Annotated in this window: 13 protein-coding genes; 8 read left to right on the top strand and 5 right to left on the bottom strand. The window is 73.0% G+C overall.

The annotated features are described in order from the left end of the window. Positions 1 to 9: 9 nt before the first annotated feature. Both ACGFQ9_RS05305 and ACGFQ9_RS05300 read right to left on the bottom strand, forming a co-directional pair. Positions 10 to 1,149, bottom strand: a complete 1,140-nt coding sequence (locus ACGFQ9_RS05305) for an aminotransferase class V-fold PLP-dependent enzyme (protein WP_393571377.1) — start codon at positions 1,147 to 1,149, stop codon at positions 10 to 12. A 166-nt stretch (positions 1,150 to 1,315) separates the two neighbouring features. After that, entirely contained in the window at positions 1,316 to 3,019 is a 1,704-nt protein-coding gene (locus tag ACGFQ9_RS05300) for a glycoside hydrolase family 71 protein (protein ID WP_393571375.1), read from the bottom strand. A 455-nt stretch (positions 3,020 to 3,474) separates the two neighbouring features. Between ACGFQ9_RS05300 and ACGFQ9_RS05295 the strand changes: the two genes are divergently transcribed. From ACGFQ9_RS05295 to ACGFQ9_RS05280, 4 genes are all read left to right on the top strand, one after another. After that, complete coding sequence (locus ACGFQ9_RS05295) at positions 3,475 to 3,915, top strand: hypothetical protein (RefSeq protein WP_393571373.1); 441 nt, start codon at positions 3,475 to 3,477, stop codon at positions 3,913 to 3,915. Between the two features lie 177 nt (positions 3,916 to 4,092). Beyond that, positions 4,093 to 6,072, top strand: coding sequence for a flavin monoamine oxidase family protein (locus tag ACGFQ9_RS05290; RefSeq protein WP_393571372.1), 1,980 nt, complete (start codon positions 4,093 to 4,095; stop codon positions 6,070 to 6,072). A 259-nt stretch (positions 6,073 to 6,331) separates the two neighbouring features. Beyond that, the gene (locus tag ACGFQ9_RS05285) at positions 6,332 to 7,747 is read left to right on the top strand and encodes a sulfatase (RefSeq protein WP_393571371.1); all 1,416 of its coding nucleotides are present in this window, start codon (positions 6,332 to 6,334) and stop codon (positions 7,745 to 7,747) included. 70 nt (positions 7,748 to 7,817) lie between these two features. Continuing rightward, on the top strand, positions 7,818 to 8,762 hold the full coding sequence (locus tag ACGFQ9_RS05280; RefSeq protein ID WP_393571369.1) for a formylglycine-generating enzyme family protein: 945 nt from the start codon (positions 7,818 to 7,820) through the stop codon (positions 8,760 to 8,762). Between the two features lie 40 nt (positions 8,763 to 8,802). On the opposite strand, the gene ACGFQ9_RS05275 is transcribed toward ACGFQ9_RS05280, so the two are convergent. Then, on the bottom strand, positions 8,803 to 11,616 hold the full coding sequence (locus ACGFQ9_RS05275) for an ATP-binding protein (protein WP_393571368.1): 2,814 nt from the start codon (positions 11,614 to 11,616) through the stop codon (positions 8,803 to 8,805). 219 nt (positions 11,617 to 11,835) lie between these two features. Between ACGFQ9_RS05275 and ACGFQ9_RS05270 the strand changes: the two genes are divergently transcribed. Genes ACGFQ9_RS05270 through ACGFQ9_RS05260 form a run of 3 tightly spaced genes read left to right on the top strand, consistent with a single transcriptional unit; the run spans position 11,836 to position 13,137 of the window. After that, positions 11,836 to 12,192 carry a VOC family protein gene (locus ACGFQ9_RS05270; protein ID WP_393571366.1) on the top strand — a complete coding sequence of 119 codons (357 nt, stop codon included), beginning with the start codon at positions 11,836 to 11,838 and terminating at the stop codon, positions 12,190 to 12,192. Continuing rightward, positions 12,189 to 12,641 carry a pyridoxamine 5'-phosphate oxidase family protein gene (locus tag ACGFQ9_RS05265; RefSeq protein ID WP_393571364.1) on the top strand — a complete coding sequence of 151 codons (453 nt, stop codon included), beginning with the start codon at positions 12,189 to 12,191 and terminating at the stop codon, positions 12,639 to 12,641. The genes ACGFQ9_RS05270 and ACGFQ9_RS05265 overlap by 4 nt, the downstream gene beginning before the upstream one ends. A gap of 43 nt (positions 12,642 to 12,684) precedes the next feature. Continuing rightward, on the top strand, positions 12,685 to 13,137 hold the full coding sequence (locus tag ACGFQ9_RS05260; protein ID WP_393571362.1) for an iron chaperone: 453 nt from the start codon (positions 12,685 to 12,687) through the stop codon (positions 13,135 to 13,137). A gap of 119 nt (positions 13,138 to 13,256) precedes the next feature. On the opposite strand, the gene ACGFQ9_RS05255 is transcribed toward ACGFQ9_RS05260, so the two are convergent. Together ACGFQ9_RS05255 and ACGFQ9_RS05250 are read right to left on the bottom strand one after the other, a co-directional pair. Continuing rightward, positions 13,257 to 15,482: an NADP-dependent isocitrate dehydrogenase gene (locus ACGFQ9_RS05255; protein ID WP_393571360.1), complete on the bottom strand. Its 2,226-nt coding sequence runs from the start codon at positions 15,480 to 15,482 to the stop codon at positions 13,257 to 13,259. 137 nt (positions 15,483 to 15,619) lie between these two features. Next, entirely contained in the window at positions 15,620 to 15,976 is a 357-nt protein-coding gene (locus ACGFQ9_RS05250; protein ID WP_393571358.1) for a DUF805 domain-containing protein, read from the bottom strand. Between the two features lie 229 nt (positions 15,977 to 16,205). On the opposite strand from ACGFQ9_RS05250, the gene ACGFQ9_RS05245 reads away from it, so the two are divergent. Then, positions 16,206 to 17,285, top strand: a complete 1,080-nt coding sequence (locus ACGFQ9_RS05245; protein ID WP_393571356.1) for a trypsin-like serine peptidase — start codon at positions 16,206 to 16,208, stop codon at positions 17,283 to 17,285. The last annotated feature ends 34 nt before the right edge of the window (positions 17,286 to 17,319 follow it).

Here is a 17,319-nt window from a genome sequence, read left to right as displayed (position 1 = left end):
GGTCAGGGTTCAGGCTCGGCTGAGGTAGGCGGGCAGGACCGCGGCCAGGCGTTCGTACTCCTCGGGGCGGTTGTAGATCTGCCCGCAGAGCCGGATGCCGCCGCCGCCCGGCCAGGGCCAGACCAGCGTACGGATGCGGTGCCGGGCGGCGATGTCCTCGCGGAGCGCGGTGGCCTCGTCCCGGGTCTCGGCGATGCCGGGCGGGAGCCGCAGGGCGCGCATGGCCAGCCCCTCGGAGTGCGGGAGCGGCCGCAGGCCGGGGAGTCCGGCGAGGAGCGCCGCGCCGTACGCGGCGAGGGCGCTGTTGTGGGCGCGGACCTTGCCGGCGTCCAGCCGGTCGAGCAGGTCCAGGCCCTCGGGGGCGGCCAGCCAGCTGGTGTAGTCGACGGTGGCCCGGTATTCGACGGACCTGGGGAAGCCGTGCTGGTCCTCCCAGGAGGGCACCAGCGCGCGGACCCGGCCGCGGTGTTCCGGGGCGACGGCGAGCACGGCGCTCCCGGGCGGGGCGTAACCCCACTTGTGGAGGTTGCCGAACCAGAAGTCGGGGCGCCCGGCGAGGGGGTCGGGGAGCATGCCCGGGGAGTGGGCCCCGTCGACGACGGTGGTGATGCCGCGTTCGCGGAGCTCCGCGAGCAGGCGCGGGCCGGCGACGATCCGGGCGGTGGGCGAGCTGATGTGGTCGAGGACGGCCACCGTGGTGCGGGGGGTGAGGGCGGCGAGGACCGCCTCGCACACGGCGTCCTCGTCGGGCAGGTCGGGGCCGAGCCGGGCGGTGGTGACGGGGGCGAAGCGGGCGGCGGCCGCGACGACGGTGCCGTAGCCGTGGTCGGTGACGAGGATCTCGTCGCCGGGTCCGAAGGGGATCGCGGTGAGGGCGAGGTTGGCGCCCTCGGTGGCGTTCGACACCAGGGCGAGACCGGAGGGGTCGGCGCCCAGGTGGCGGGCGATCCGGCCACGGGCCTCCGCCACGCGGTCGGCGGCCCCGATGAAGAAGGCGTCGGGGTCGGTGTGGAGTTCCCGCTGCAGGGCGGTCTGCGCGTCCTGGACGGGTATGGGTACGGCACCGAAGGAACCGTGGTTGAGGTGGGCGACCTCGGACGACAGCCGGAACAGCTGCCGCCCGCCGGGGAACTCTGCGACGGTGGTCACGGTACGGGGCTCCAGGGTGTGGGGCGGGGCGGGACGCATGGGGCGGTGGCCCTGCGGTGATCTCCCCCGCCCCGCCCTTTCCCGAAACACCTGGGTCCCGTCGTCAAAGTGGCGCCGGTGCGGCGCGAAGGTCCCGCCGAGCGGTTCCGTGACGCGGCACGTGCCTTCAGCAGCAGGCCGGTACGGAGCGGGCGCTGGTCGCCGCGTAGTACTGGAGGTCCTGGACGTCCACCGACCGGGTGACCGGGTAGGGCAGCTCGACCCCGGCGCCCTTCACGGCGCGCCCGCCGCGGACCACTTCCGCCTCGCTGGTGCCCGGACGGAGCGGCAGCAGCGTGGCGTGCACCCCGGCGGGAGCCTCGTGGGAGGCCTTCGCCGACCCCACCGTCGTACGGACGGTCGCCGGCGCGGTCAGGAAGCTGAGCACCTCGACCGAGTCGCGCGGGGCCGCGCTGCCCCGGCGCAGGTTCATCAGCAGCGACTGGTCGCCGGTGGGATCGGCGGAGGCGAACTGGGTGCGGGAGCTGAGGTAGAGGGTGTCCCGGGTGATCTTCGGCCAGGAGCCGGTCTTGAACCGGGTCAGGTAGTACGAGCTGAGGTCCAGGTAGGTGTGGCCGTTGTGCAGCGAGGGCGCGAACTGGCTGCCCTCGGAGTAGTCGTTCCAGGTGGTGAGCTGCACCCAGTCGGCGCCGTCCTCGATGGCCCGGGTCCAGGTGGCGCGCAGGGTCGCGGTGTTGCCCGCCTCGTCGTAGATCCCCTGGTTGGGGCGGGCGTCCTGGACGGACACGGGCTGCATCCAGATCTTGCCGGCCGCGTGGGCGCTCCGTACGTCGCGGGTGGAGCTCTCCTGGCCGGTGTAGGACCGGCTGCCCCACTCGGAGAAGCCGTGGCTGATCGGGGTGAAGGCGGCGTGGTGCGCGCCGAAGTCGAGGAAGAGCGGCACGAAGGCGGTGCGGATGCCGTGCTTGGTCCTCAGGGTGTCGAGCACCCGCGTCCACCAGGCCACGCTCTTCTGCTCGGCCTTGAACGGGGAGACGACGAGCCGGCCGTCGGGGAGTCGGTGGGCCGCGGGTGACTTGGCGAGCTTGGCGAGGGAGTCGGCGAGGACGGCCGGGTCGTCGGTCCGCAGCGAGGTCATGTCCGGCATCAGCATGATCTTGAAGCCGGGGTCGGTGGTCCGCGCGGCCTCCATCAGGAGGTTGGACCACTCCCAGTTGCGGCCGGAGAGGGAGAGCAGGTCGAGGGTGAACCCGTCGAGGCCGGCCGCGCGGGCGGTGCGCACCTCCTGCTTGAGGTTGGCGAGCACCCAGTTGCCGTCCTTGGGCTGGACGGGCAGCGGCCGGTCGCGGAGCAGCCCTCCGTAGGCACCGTGCTTGCCGCCCTCGCCGTCCGGGTTCAGGTAGTGACGGGTGTAGTAGTCGCGGTCGGCGCTCAGGTTGTCGAGGGAGAGCGGGTAGGGGGTGAAGTAGTGGGCGAAGACGAGCTTCTTGCTCTTCCGCAGGGTCGCGGCCTGCGGGAGGTCGAAGGGCAGGGCTCCCGCCGGGCGGCTCGCGGCAGGCCCGTCCTGGCCGCCACCGCCGCCGTTGCCCTTGCCGGGGCTCGCCGAAGGGGGCATCTGCCCCGGCGCGAGGGGCGCCTCGCCGCTGCCCGGGACGGGCGGTGCGGGGCTCGCCGACGGACGGCCCGGGGCCGCCGCGCCGTTCTTGGCCGGCCCTGAAGCCGCGCCGGTGGTTCCGGCACCGGCGGAGAAGGGGTTCCAGACGATGCCGGCCAGGACGCAGCCGGCCACCAGCAGGCAGGCTGCGACAAGGAAGGACAGCGCCGGGCGGCGCCGACGCGCCGACCGCCCTCTTCGGTGATGCGCAGTCATTCCCCGGTCCTTCCCTGGAATATGCCCCCGTCCGGGGGTTGAACAGCAGTAGAACGGATTCCCGCCCGGCGGACAACCGTTTCCCGGCCTGACGGGCATGGCACGTACGTCACAGGGACCACGGGAACTACGACGGTCAGCCGCGCCGTGGAACCCCGCGGAGCCGCGCCGGCCCGCGCCGGACACCGGTCCGCACATCCCGCCACCGGCCCGCGACCGGCCTGCCGGCAGGCCCGCCGGCAGGCCATCGGCGCCCCCGGGGCCGGCGCGGGTGGCGGGGGCGGCACGTGCGGCGCCGGGTATGGGGCAGGGCTCACCGGATAGCGGGCGTTTGGGCGGAATATGGCGTTCCCCTGGCCATCCCGCACAACTGGCGCATACTCGTCGTTGATACGGCCTGAAATCACCAGCCCGTCGCATGGCGTATGCATGGGACACGTATGCATGGGGGCATCGTGCCGATGAAGACCCTGCCGACCACTTCCGAAGAACTGTCCGGACTCCTCACGGCCGTGCGGCGCGGCCGGGTGGTGACGGTGACCGGGCGTTTCCGGGAGCCGCGCAGCCTCCTCGTCCGCGAGATCGCACAACGGCTCACCTCGAACTTCCTCGACGGCACGGCCGTGGTCACCGTGCGCCACGGCTTCGGCGTGCGGCGGCTCACCGCCGCACTGGGCTGCGTGCCCGGCATGCCGTTCCTGCCCTGCGGCACCGCGAACGCGGCCTCGTACCTCGCCGAGCGGGACATGCTGCTGGTGCTCGACGACGCCGACCGGCTCACCCTGGAAGCCCTGGCCTGGCTGCGCGAACTGCCGGCCGTCGCGCCCGGGCTGCGGATCCTCGCGGCCGGACGGTTCCCGCTGGGACTGGACCAGGAGCGGGTGCACCGGCTCTGACCCGGCGCTCCCGGCCCGTCCGTGTCCGCACGTTGTTCCGCGGCCGCGGAACAACGTGCGGACACCGAACCCCCTTTCGTCACCGGGGGGTTGAACACCATCCCTGATCGGGTGGAACGCGCCGTTCTACGCGCGTCCGGGTTTCGGGGAGGCCCGTCCCGCCCCGAGGGTGAGTTCATGATCACTGAGCCCACTCCGCCCGCCTCTCCCACCCCTCCCGGCTCTCCCGCCCCGGCCCACCCGCACACCGCCGGGGCCCCGACCCGCCGCGCCCTGCTCGCGGGAGCCGGCGCCGGGGCCCTGGCCGTGGCCGGCGGGGTCGCCGCGGCGGCTCCGGCCGTCGCGCCCGCCGCCGCGGTCACGGCGGCGCCCTCCGCCGACTGGGCGACCTGCCTCTCGGTGGCCCGCTCGGTTCTGGTCCGGGACGAGGACGACGAGTCCCTGGTGCCCCGCTACCGGGACGTACTGCTCGGGGCCGGGCTGCCCCGGTCCCGCCGGTCCCCCCGGAGGGTGCTGGTGATCGGCGCCGGACCGGCCGGGCTGACCGTCGCCCACCTGCTGCGGTCGGCGGGCCACCGGGTGACCGTGATCGAGGCCAACGCCAACCGGGTCGGCGGCCGGATCAAGACCTTCCGGGCCGGCGGCCACGAGCGGTCCGCGGCGCCGTTCGCCGACCCGAAGCAGTACGCAGAGGCCGGCGCCATGCGCATCCCGGACAGCCACCCGCTGGTCACCGGGCTGATCGACGACCTGGGTCTGGCCCGCCGCCGGTTCCACCTGGTCGACGTGGACGCCTCCGGCAAGCCCGCGTACCGCACCTGGATCGTGGTCAACGGCATCCGGGTGCGGCGCGCCGACTACGCCCGCGACCCGCGCGCCGTGAACCGCTCCTTCGGGGTCCCTGCGGCGTACGAGAACGTCCCGGCCGGACAGATCGTCAAGGCGGCCCTCGCCCCCGTCCGGAAGGAGATCGACGGCAAGCAGGGCCGCGCGCTCACCGAAGCCTGGGCCCGGGTGATCCAGCGCTACGGCCACATGTCGATGTACCGCTATCTCACCGACGAGGCCAAGCTCGACGAGCAGACCGTCGACCTGATCGGCACGGTGGAGAACCTCACCTCCCGCCTGCACCTCACCTTCCTGCACTCCTTCATCTCCTCCGCCCTGATCAGCCCGGACACCGCCTTCTTCGAACTCCCCGGCGGCACCTCGACCCTGGCCGACCGGATGTACGAACGGGTGAAGGACCTGGTGCGGCTGGACCGGCGGGCCACCCGGATCAGCCAGGACCGGGAGAAGAAGACGGTCACCGTGGAGACCGTCTCCGAAGGCGGCCGCGGCCGGGCGGTGCGCCGGGAGACCTTCACCGGCGACGTCGCCGTCGTCACCGTGCCCTTCTCCGGTCTCCGGCACATCCCGGTCTCGCCTCCGCTGTCGTACGGGAAGCGGCGCGCGGTGACCGAACTGCACTACGACGCCGCCACCAAGGTGCTGCTGGAGTTCAGCCGCCGCTGGTGGGAGTTCGGCGAGGCCGACTGGAAGCGGGAACTGGAGGCCGTCCGCCCGGGCCTGTACTCCGCCTACCAGCTGGGGAAGACCCCGGCCGACGGATCCCTGCTGGGCGCCCACCCGTCCGTACCGAAGGGGCATGTGACGGCGGACCAGCGGGAGCACTACGCGGCCACCCGCGTGGTCGCCCGGGACCAGCCGGAGGCCGCGAAGGTCGTCGGCGGCGGGTCCACCACCGACAACCCCAACCGGTTCATGTTCCAGCCGTCCCACCCGGTGGAGGGCAGCGCGGGCGGGGTCGTACTGGCCTCGTACAGCTGGGCCGACGACGCCCTGAAGTGGGACTCCTTCGACGACGCCGAGCGGTACCCGCGGGCACTGGCCGGAGTGCAGGACGTGTACGGGCAGCGGATCGAGGTGTTCTACACCGGAGTCGGCCGCACCCAGTCGTGGATGCGCGACCCGTACGCGTACGGCGAGGCGTCGGTGCTGCTGCCGGGCCAGCACACGGAGCTGTTCCCGCACGTGGCGCGTCCCGAGGGACTGCTGCACTTCGCGGGCTGCCACACCTCGGTCAAGCCGGCCTGGATCGAGGGCGCGCTGGAGTCGGCGGTCCGGACCGCGCTGGAGGTACACCTGGCGGACTGACCTCGTCCGACACGAGTCGGAGCGCCCCGTCCGCCCCCACACTCCGTGCGGGGGTCCCACCCCGACCCGGCGCGGGGCGCTCCCACCCGCCCGTTCACCCGCCCGTTCAGTTGCTCCTTCACCTGCACGTCCAGCTACTCGTTCACACGCCACACCACTGCCACGGCACTGACATACGGCCGCCACAGCGCCGCTGCAAGCCGTCCCTAGGGTCATTTCCTGCGTACGTCACCCTTCCCCGCACGTACAGGAGACCCCCGTGAGCGAGCACTCCCCGAAGAGCCCGGTCGGCAGACGCGGCTTCCTGGCCGGAGCCGCGGCCGTCGCCGCCGCGGCGGCCACCCCGGGCGTGGCCCGGGCCGCAGACCCCACCGCTGCCTCCGCCTCCGCCTCCGCCTCCCGCCCGAACATCCTGCTGATCGTCACCGACGACCAGCCCAAGCACACGCACTGGGCCACCCCGAAGCTGATCGACTGGCTGGGCGGGCAGGGCGTGACCTTCACCCACGGGCACTCGGCGACCCCCTTGTGCGCCCCGTCCCGGTCCTCCATCTTCTCCGGCCGCCAGGCCCACAACCACGGCGTCCGCAACAACGCCGCCTCGGCGTCCCTGAACCAGGCCACCACCGTCCAGCGGTACCTCAAGCAGGCGGGCTACCGCACCGGCCTGTTCGGCAAGTACCTCAACTCCTGGCCGCTCGCCGACAATCCGCCGCACTTCGAGGAATGGGCCCTGCTCCAGCCCGCCTTCAACAACGCGAACTGGAACATCAACGGCACGGTGCAGCAACTCGCGGGCTACACGACCAACATCATCAAGAACCGCACCCTGGCCTTCCTCGACCAGGCGGCCACCGACACCCGCCCGTGGTTCGCGTACGTCACCCCGTACGCCTCGCACGAGCCCAACACCCCCGCCGCGAAGTACGCCGACACCCCCGTGCCGGTGTGGAACGGCCGGCCCTCCGTCCCGGAGGACGACCGCAGCGACAAGCCCGGCTACATCAAGAACGCCACCGCCACCCTCGCCGACGCGCGGGCCCTGCGGGAGCGGCAGCTGCGCAGCCTGCTGTCCGTGGACGACGCGGTGCAGGCCATCCGCGACAAGCTGGCGGCGCTCGGCCAGCTGGACAACACCCTGGTCATCTACACCGCGGACAACGGCTACACCTGGGCCGACCACGGCTGGCTGAAGAAATCGGTGCCCTACTCCCCCTCCCACGAGGTGCCGTTCTACCTGTCCTGGCCGGCCGCCGGCCTCGGCTCGGGCACCACCGACAACCGGATCGTCGCCAACCTCGACATCGCGCCGACCATCCTGGACGCGGCCGGGATCACCCCCACGCACAGCCAGGACGGCCACTCCCTGCTGGGCACGGCCTCCCGGGACCACCTCCTCGTGGAGTGGTGGAAGCAGGGCACCGGCGGCACCGGTCCAAAGACCTGGGCCTCGTACGTCGCGAAGGACCGGCAATACACCGAGTACTACGACCTGCACACCGATGCCACCGGCGCGGTCTCGGGCACGGGCGCGGTGGCCTTCCGCGAGTACTACGACCTGGGCAGTGACCCGTACCAGCTGACGAACCTGCTGTACGGGGCGACCCCGGCACAGGAACAGGCCCTCGGCATACCCGCGCTGGCGGCCGCCCTGGCCGCCGACCGCACCGGCTAGCACCGGCCTGCAGCAGCCAGCACCGGCCTGCACCTGCCGGCACCAGTCGGCTCCGGAAGAGGAGAACCACATGTCGCCGAAGTCCTGCTGCACCCCCGGACGGGAGCACGGGCACACGGGACCGGGTCCCGCCGGTCCCGTGCTGCTCGCGCTCGCCCCGGCCGTCCGGCGCGGCGACCAGGCGGCCGGACGGGCCGCCCGTGATCTGCTCGACATCGCGGGCGGCCGGTTCCTGATGGGCACCGACGATCCGGACGGGTTCCCGGCGGACGGCGAGGGTCCGGTGCGGGAGGTGGAGGTGCCGGACTTCCGGATCGCGCCGACCACCGTCACCAACGTGCAGTTCGCGTCCTTCGTGAAGGCCACCGGCCATGTGACGGAGGCCGAGTCCTTCGGCTTCAGCTTCGTCTTCGCCGGGTTCCTCGCCGAACCGGTGGCGGCCGTGTCCCCGGCGGTCGCGGGAACCCCCTGGTGGCGGGCGGTGGACGGGGCGAGCTGGCGGGCCCCGGAGGGACCGGGCTCCTCCTTCGCCGGCCGGCAGAACCATCCGGTGGTGCACGTCTCCTGGAACGACGCGCAGGCGTACTGCGTGTGGTCGGGCACCCGGCTGCCGACGGAGACCGAGTGGGAGTACGCGGCCCGGGGCGGGCTGGAGCAGGCCCGCTACCCGTGGGGGGACGTGCTCCGGCCGGACGGGCGGTTCATGTGCAACATCTGGAACGGCGACTTCCCCCTGCACAACACCCGGGCCGACGGGTACGCGGGCACGGCCCCGGCGAAGTCCTTCCGGCCCAACGGCCACGGGTTGTACAACACGGTCGGCAACGTGTGGGAATGGTGCGCGGACCGCTTCCACCCGCACGGCGGGGAGGAGCGGGCGATGCGCGGCGGCTCCCACATGTGCCACGACTCGTACTGCAACCGCTACCGGGTGGCGGCCCGCACCCGGAACACCCCGGACAGCTCGGCCGGCAACATCGGCTTCCGGGTGGCGGCGGATCCCCGTCGGGACTGAGCCTCGCGTCGGAGTGGCGTACCGGACAACGCTCCCTCGGCTACCGGACGGCCATGGGCGCGAGTCCGAGGGCGGCCAGCCCGGACGCGCCGGCCGCGGTGTGCTCGCCCCCGGCCAGCAACAGCGTGCGCGCCCACTGGTAACGGCAGCCGGCCGCCTCGAACGCCGCCGCGGCGGTGAGCAGCCGCGGCAGATCACCGCCGAGCAGTGCCTCCGCCCGGTCCACCAGGGCGGTGGCGACCGGGTTCCCGGCGACCACGGCCCGGGCGGTGGCGACCCGGCCCCGGGCGTCCGGGTGCCCGGCGAGGACCGCCGCCTCGGCCCGGAGCGCCGCATACCAGTGCAGCCAGACCCAGCAGACCCACTTCCACACCTGCTCCGGCTCGGGCGCGACGCGCTCCAGGGCCGCGTGTGCGTCCCCGTGGTGGAGCAGGACCATGGCGTCGAAGACGGCGCCGTGGCCGTGCTGGTGGTCCTCCTTGCTGCCTGCCCGGTCGGTGATCGTGAGCCAGGTCGCGCGGGCCTCGTGGTCACCGCGCAAGCCGTGGATCATCGCCACCGAGGCGGCGGCCGGACCGAGTGAGAACGACCGTTGCCGGCCGGCCTGCTCCCACGCGTCGAGGAAGCGCACGCTGCTGGTGAGCACCTCGTCGGCACGGCCGGCGAACGCGTCCGCGACCAGAAGCCATGACGTGGCGTGGTCGCCCACCTCGGCCAGCGGCGGCTGGTCCGCGAGCTGCCTGCCCCACTGGCGGGCCGCCGGCAGTTCACCCGCGCCGATGGCGGTCGCGGCGGCCATGGCGAGGGCGTCGATCAGCTCGTGCGTACGGGCAGGGGTGCTCGGTGCCGAGGTCAGGATGTCGATCCGGGCCCGGGCGGCGGCCGCGGCGGCGAAGCTCTCGCCGGCCCAGCTCTGCGCGCCGGAGAGCGCGTCGAGGGCGGCGGACCGCGCCACCGGGTCGCCCGCGAGCCGGGCGAGTCCGACGGCCCGTTCGGCGCACGCGACGGTGTCCGGTGCGGTGTTGTCCGGGGCCCCCTGGACCGCGCCGAACGCGTCCGCGACCACCGCGGCCTCGGCCAGCGCGAGAGCCGCCTCGGCGGCCGGGTCGTCGTCACCGGTCAGCTCGCGCGCCGCCGCGAGCAGGCCGGTCACTTCGTCCACGGGCGGAACCGGGCTGATGAACGTGCTGGAGAAGCGGTAGGCGGCGGTGGCGGCGGCCGCCAGGTCGCGGGCGGCCCCGGCCGCGTCCCCGGCCCGGCGGGCGGCTTCGGCGGCGGCCCGGTGCAGGCGGTACATGTCGTCGCCGAGCCTGCGGCATCCGGCCACCCCGGCGGCCTGCCGCAATGCGGCGGCGGCGTCGGCACCGGAAGCGAGCGAGGCCGCCTGCTCGTACCGCTGTTGGGCCTCTCCCAGCAGGTTGCGGGTGAAGGCCAGCCCGGCCATGGACAGGGCGAGACGGCACGCGTCCGCGTGCTGCTCCGGCCGGCCCGCGGCCCAGGTCAGGGCGGCCCGCAGGTCCTCGGCGACCGCGTCGAACCGGGCTCGCCAGTCCGGGCCGCCGCCTTCCTGGAGGCAGGCCGCACCGGCCAGGCACCATGCCAGGTGGCGCGACCGGACGTCGTCGAGCTCACCGGCATCGGCGAGCCGCTCCGTGCCGTACTGGCGGAGGGTCTCCAGCGCCTGGTAGCGAGTGCCGGTGTCGGACGGTGTCACGGCGAGCAGGCTCTGCTCGGCGAGCCTGCCGAGGCCGTCGGCGACCGCGGCCGACTCCAGCGGCGCGAAGCCGGCCACCTCGGCGGCCGCCTCGGCGGTGAAGGGAGCGACGAACGCCGACACCCGCCGCAGCAGTGCCCGGTCCTGCGGTTCGAGCAGGTCGTGGCTCCAGTCGAGGACGGCCCGCACCGAGCGGTGCCTGCCGTCGGCGCGGGGGCCGCCGGCGAGGATCCGGAGCTGGTCGGAGAGGCCTGCGGTCAGGCCGTCCAGACCGAGCGTGGACCATCGCGCCGCCGCCAGTTCGATGGCCAGTGCCATGCCGTCGAGCCGTTCGCACAGGGCCGCGACCTGGTCGCGTTCCGCCGGGGCCGGGGTCCGGCCGACCGCCGCCGCCCGTTCCAGGAACAGGGCGACCGCCTCCGACTCGCCGCCGCCGACCCGCGAGAGCGGAGGGACCGGGAAGACCCATTCGAACGGCACCATCAGCCGGGCCCGGCTGGTCGCGAGCACCCGTATGCCCGGGCAGGCCACGAGCAGCCGTTCCAGGAACGGTGCCACCCCGTCGCGCACCTGCTCGCAGTTGTCCAGTACCAGCAGCGCCTGACGGTCCGCCAGCGCGGCCACCACCACGTCGTCGATGCCGCGCCCGGGCTGCTCGCCCACGCCCATGGCCGCCGCGACCGCCGCGCCCACCCGCCCCGGATCGGTGACCGGGACCAGGTCGACGAACCACACCCCGTCGGCGAAGTCGCCGGCCACCTGTGCCGCGACCGCCAGCGCGAGCCGTGTCTTGCCCACCCCGCCCAGACCCACGGCGGTCACCAGCCGACGCTCCGTCACCGCCTCGGCGAGCCGCCCGCGTTCCCGTGTCCGGCCGACGAACGCCGTCAGCGGTGCCGGAAGCCCGGGGACCGGAAGCGCCGGTGCCGGGCGTTCCTGCTCGGCACGCGCCGGTCCGGGCGCGCGCCTGGACAGCGCCCGCCGGTCCGGCACCTCCAACTTCCGCAACAGCGAGGAGACATGCGACTCGACCGTCCGTACGGAGATGAACAGCCGCGCGGCTATCTCCGCATTGCTCAGGTGCTCCCCGAGCAGCGCGAGCACATCGGTTTCCCTGGCCGAGATCACTGGAGTGGACACCGGGTCATTATCCGTACTCCTCCCGGCAGTTCCTCGTGTGGTCCCTTGCGCGGTCCCTTCCGCGGTCCCTTCCGTGGTCCCTTCCGTGGTCCTTTCCGTGGTCCTTTCCGTGGTCAGCACGGAGGCACCCGGTACCCCTGCCGGGGGAAGCTGTGACCACGACGAACGGGCCCGGCAAACCACACCGGGCCGATCGGAACCGCGACGACAGGAGTGACCGTGACCGGCTCTTCCAACCAGGGGATCAAGACCGTGCTGCATCCCGTGTCCGACCTCGCCCAGGCCAAGGCGGTGTACACCGCACTGCTCGGTGTGGCGCCGCAGACCGACGGGCCCTACTACGTCGGCTTCGAGGTCGCCGGCCAGCACATCGGTCTCCTCCCGGGCGGCGGACCGCAGGGCCTGACCTCGCCGCTGGCCTACTGGCACGTGCCCGACATCGAGGCAAAGCTCGCCGAGGTGACCGCCGCGGGCGCCACGGTCAAGGAGCCCGCGCACGACACCGGCGGCGGACGCCTGGTGGCCACCGTCATCGACCCCGACGGCAACCTCCTCGGCCTGCTGCAGGACCGATGAGCACGCAACCCCGCTCCCGCGCACAGCGCCGCAGCGACACCGAGCACCGGCTCACCCACGACGTGGACGTCTGGGTGGCCAGTGCCTCGGCTGACGGCGCCCCGCATCTGGTTCCGCTGTCCTTCGACTGGGACGGCGAGGCGCTGCTGGCGGCCACCCCCGCGGAAAGCCCCACCGGCCGGAACCTGGCCGCCACCCGGACCGCTCGGCTCGCCCTCGGCCACACCCGCGACGTCGCCATGATCGAGGGCGACGTCGAGGTCCTCGACATCGGCGCACTGCCACCGCACCTGGGTGACCGATTCGCCTCGCGCACCGGCTTCGACCCGCGCTCCCTGACCACTGCGTACCGCTGGTTCCGCATCACCCCGCACCGGGTCCAGGCCTGGCGGGAGGAGAACGAGCTGGCCGGCCGCGAGCTGATGCGCGACGGCCGCTGGCTGGTCTGACACCTCGTTCCACACATCCGGCTCGTCAAGAAGGAGATCCACCATGAGCAGCACCGGCAGCAGCACGTACCAGGGCTTCACGGCCGAGGAGCGGGCCGCGATGAAGGACCGCGCGGAGGAACTCAAGAAGACCGCGCGCCGGACCACGGCCGCGGAGAAGGCGGCGGGGGCGGAGCGGGACGTGCTCGCGAAGATCGCCGAGATGCCGGACTCGGACCGCGTCATGGCGGAGCGCGTCCATGCCGTCGTCACGGCCAACGCCCCGGCCCTCGCACCGAAGCTCTGGTACGGGATGCCCTCCTACGCCCTGGACGGCAAGGTGGTCTGCTTCTTCCAGAGCGCGGAGAAGTTCAAGGCGCGGTACGCGACGCTCGGGTTCAGCGACCAGGCGAAGCTGGACGACGGCCCCATGTGGGCGGCCGGCTTCGCGCTGACCGAGGTGACGGCCGAGGTCGAGGCACGGATCGCCGCACTCGTGAAGCAGGCGGTGAGCTGAGGCGCGCCCGGCAGCCGACCTGCGGTCATGCGGCACCGGGACGTGCACGCGGATACGGGACCGCCCCGGCCGGGAAGATGCCGGCCGGGGCGGGTTCACGCGTGCGCGTAGGGCGGTGTTCAGCCCAGCAGACCCAGGGTCTGGTTGAAGGTCGCGGACGGACGCATCACCGCGGCGGCCTTGGCCGGGTCGGGCTGGTAGTAGCCGCCGATCTCGGCCGGCTTGCCCTGGACGGCGATCAGCTCGTCGACGATCGTCTGCTCCTGCTCGGTGAGCGTCTTGGCGAGCGGGGCGAACGCGGTGGCGAGCTCGGCGTCGTCGGTCTGCTTGGCCAGCTCCTGCGCCCAGTACAGGGCGAGGTAGAAGTGGCTGCCGCGGTTGTCGATGCCGCCGACGCGACGGGTCGGCGACTTGTCCTCGTTGAGGAAGGTGCCGGTGGCGCGGTCGAGGGTGTCGGCCAGCACCTGGGCGCGGCCGTTGCCGGTGGTGGTGGCGAGGTGCTCGAAGCTGGCGGCCAGGGCGAAGAACTCGCCGAGGCTGTCCCAGCGCAGGTAGTCCTCCTTGACCAGCTGCTGGACGTGCTTCGGGGCGGAGCCGCCGGCGCCCGTCTCGAAGAGGCCGCCGCCCGCCATCAGCGGGACGACCGACAGCATCTTGGCGCTGGTGCCCAGCTCCAGGATCGGGAAGAGGTCGGTCAGGTAGTCACGGAGGACGTTGCCGGTGACCGAGATGGTGTCCTCGCCGCGGCGGATGCGCTCCAGGGAGAACTTCGTGGCCTCGACCGGGGAGAGGATCTTGATGGTCAGACCCTCGGTGTCGTGGTCGGCGAGGTAGGTGTTGACCTTGGCGATCAGCTGCGCGTCGTGGGCGCGGGTCTCGTCGAGCCAGAAGACGGCCGGGGCGCCGGTGGCGCGGGCGCGGGTGACGGCCAGCTTGACCCAGTCCTGGATCGGGGCGTCCTTGGTCTGGCAGGCGCGGAAGATGTCGCCCTCGGACACCTCCTGCTCCAGGACGGTGTTGCCCGCGGCGTCGACGAGGCGGACGGTGCCGGCCGCGGCGATCTCGAAGGTCTTGTCGTGGGAGCCGTACTCCTCGGCCTTCTGCGCCATCAGGCCGACGTTCGGGACGGAGCCCATGGTGGCCGGGTCGAAGGCGCCGTGGGCCTTGCAGTCCTCGACGACGGCCTGGTAGACGCCGGAGTAGCTGCTGTCCGGGAGGACGGCGAGGGTGTCGGCCTCCTGGCCGTCCGGACCCCACATGTGGCCGGAGGTGCGGATCATGGCCGGCATCGAGGCGTCGACGATGACGTCGGACGGCACGTGCAGGTTGGTGATGCCCTTGTCGGAGTCGACCATCGCCAGGGCCGGGCCCTCGGCGATCTCGGCGTCGAAGGAGGCCTTGATCTCGGCGCCCAGGCCGTGCGGGATGGACTCCAGGCCGTTCAGGATGGTGCCGAGGCCGTCGTTCGGGGACAGACCGGCGGCGGCCAGCACCTGGCCGTACTTCTCGAAGGTCTGCGGGAAGAAGGCGCGGACCACGTGGCCGAAGACGATCGGGTCGGAGACCTTCATCATCGTGGCCTTGAGGTGCACGGAGAACAGCACGCCCTCGGCCTTGGCGCGGGCGACCTGCTCGGAGAGGAAGGTGCGCAGGGCGGCGGCGCGCATGACGGACGCGTCGACGACCTCGCCCGCCTGGACCGGGACGGACTCGCGCAGCACGGTGACGGCGCCGTCGGCGGCGACGTGCTCGATGCGGAGGGTGCCGGCCTCGGAGACGGTGGCGGACTTCTCGGTGGAGCGGAAGTCGTTCTCGCCCATGGTGGCGACGCTGGTCTTGGACTCGGCGGTCCAGGCGCCCATGCGGTGCGGGTGGGTCTTGGCGTAGTTCTTGACGGCGCCGGGGGCGCGGCGGTCGGAGTTGCCCTCGCGCAGGACCGGGTTCACGGCGGAACCCTTGACCTTGTCGTAGCGGGCGCGGATCTCGCGCTCCTCGTCGGTCTTCGGGTCGTCCGGGTAGTCCGGCAGCGCGTAGCCCTGGCCCTGGAGCTCGGCGACGGCGGCCTTGAGCTGCGGGATGGAGGCCGAGATGTTGGGCAGCTTGATGATGTTGGCGGCGGGGGTCTTGGCCAGCTCACCGAGCTCGGCGAGGGCGTCGGCGATGCGCTGCCCCTCCTCGAGGTGCTCGGGGAAGCTGGCGATGATGCGGCCGGCCAGGGAGATGTCGCGGGTCTCGACGGTCACACCGGCGGTCGACGCGTAGGCCTGGACGACAGGCAGGAAGGAATACGTCGCGAGGGCCGGGGCCTCGTCAGTGTGGGTGTAGATGATGGTCGAGTCAGTCACCGGATGCTCCGCTCCACGTATGCGTCTCTCGTCTGCAACATTGCTCGACATCAAGATATCTCAGCCGGCGGACCACGAAAGCGCCGGTCCCGACAGCTTCCGTCGGGACCGGCGCTCGGGCCGTGCGGGGGCGGCGGTCAGTAGGCCGTGACGGCCTTCGGGTTCTGGCCGTACGCGTTCGCCTGGGCCTCGCCCTCGGTGGCCATGAAGATCAGCACGATGATGCCGCCGACGAACGGGATGGCGTTGAGCAGGAGGAACCAGCCGGACTTGCCGGTGTCGTGGAGACGGCGCACCGAGACCCCGAGGGAGGGCAGCAGGGTGGCCAGGAAGTAGAGGCCGGTGAGGACGGGGTAGATGCCGAGGAACAGGTCGATCACCGCGAGGATCACGGAGGCGATGACGCTGAAGAGCGTGTAGATCCAGTACTCCTGGCGGCGAGCCCGGCCGCTGAAGACGGCGTACTGCTTCAGCACGTCGAGGTAGATGTTCACTGGTCCCCCTGAGGATGGTCCGGCGCCCTGTCCACACGGAGCAGGCGGGGCAGAACTTATGCCGCCTTTATCGGCCGGTCAAGGTATTTCACACGGGCCGAGAAGAACCTGCTTGTCCCGCCAAAACACCTTTTGGCAGCAGGATTTGCCGCGCTGCCTGTCGGCCGAAGGGGCGAACGCCGGGGGCGGCTCCGGTGCGGGGGCGGGCCCGGCGGCCAAGACTGGGCCCATGAGCCTGATCGTCACCCTGTGCGCGGCCGCGGCCGCGGTCTCCGCCGCCGTACTGCCCGTGGCGGTCCCGCCCGGTGCCGGAGCCCCAGGGGGCCCGGCCGCGAACGGCTGGACCGCGACGGCGGCGGCCGCGTTCTGGACGCCGGAGCGGATGGCCTCGGCCCGGCCCGTCCCCACCGCTGCCGGACGCGACGAGAGCCCCGACGGGCGGGCCGGGCCGGGGACCAGGGCCGGGCACCGGACCGGCGACCGTACCGGGGACTGGACCGGGACGGGGAGCTGGGCCCGGGCCGAGCGCTGGACCGCCGCCGGCACCGGGGGCGTCGGCCTGGATCGGCCCGAGCTGCGGGCCGCGGTGGCACCGGGTATCGGGCAGGACTTCGAGGGCCTGCCCGTCGTGGGGCGCATGTTCACGGTGCGGAACGGCGGAGCCTACTTCTGCACCGCGAGCGCGGTGGCCTCGCCCGGCCGCGACCTGGTGCTCACCGCCGCGCACTGCCTGCTCGGCGGGGACGCCCGGCAGCTCGCGTTCGTCCCGCGCTACACGGCCGCCCGCCCCCAGCCGTACGGCGTCTTCCCGGTCGGCCGTATCTGGACGGACCCGCGCTACCGCAGCCAGGGCACCGTCCGTGCCGCCGCCCTCGACTTCGCCTTCGTACAGGTCGGCGCGCGCAAGGACGGCCGGAAGCTGCAGGACGTGACCGGCGCCGCCCCGTTCCGTACCGGTGCCGGCTACGAGCATCCGACCGTACGCCTCGTCGGCCACCCCGCCGGGGCCGCCCGGCCGCGCCTCTGCGTCAACCGCACCACCCGGTTCACCAGCCCCGACGCCGGCTCCCCCGGCTCCTTCCTGCGGATCCGCTGCACCGGCTACCCCGGCGGCACCAGCGGCGGCCCGTTCCTCACCCCGGCCGGCGAGGTGATCGGCATCATCGGCGGCTACCAGACCGGCGGCGACCACCCCGACACCTCCTACAGCCCGGCCTTCGGCGCGGACGCGCGCCGGCTCTACGAGCAGGCTGCCGGCGCGCACACGCGCTCCGCCGGGGTCGCCCAGCGCGACGGCATCGTGTCCTGATCTCCGCCAGAGCTTGACCTTCCGCCTGCCGTTG

Source organism: Streptomyces sp. NPDC048603, assembly GCF_043199475.1.
Taxonomy (GTDB): Bacteria; Actinomycetota; Actinomycetes; order Streptomycetales; family Streptomycetaceae; genus Streptomyces.
Note: the sequence above shows the minus strand (reverse complement) of the source record. Positions and strands in the feature narration are given on the sequence as shown.

Coding starts and splice junctions, on each gene's coding strand:
- ACGFQ9_RS05300 (WP_393571375.1), bottom strand. CDS start 3,019: ATGACTGCGCATCACCGAAGAGGGCGGTCGGCGCGTCGGCGCCGCCCG.
- ACGFQ9_RS05290 (WP_393571372.1), top strand. CDS start 4,093: ATGATCACTGAGCCCACTCCGCCCGCCTCTCCCACCCCTCCCGGCTCT.
- ACGFQ9_RS05280 (WP_393571369.1), top strand. CDS start 7,818: ATGTCGCCGAAGTCCTGCTGCACCCCCGGACGGGAGCACGGGCACACG.
- ACGFQ9_RS05265 (WP_393571364.1), top strand. CDS start 12,189: ATGAGCACGCAACCCCGCTCCCGCGCACAGCGCCGCAGCGACACCGAG.
- ACGFQ9_RS05260 (WP_393571362.1), top strand. CDS start 12,685: ATGAGCAGCACCGGCAGCAGCACGTACCAGGGCTTCACGGCCGAGGAG.
- ACGFQ9_RS05245 (WP_393571356.1), top strand. CDS start 16,206: ATGAGCCTGATCGTCACCCTGTGCGCGGCCGCGGCCGCGGTCTCCGCC.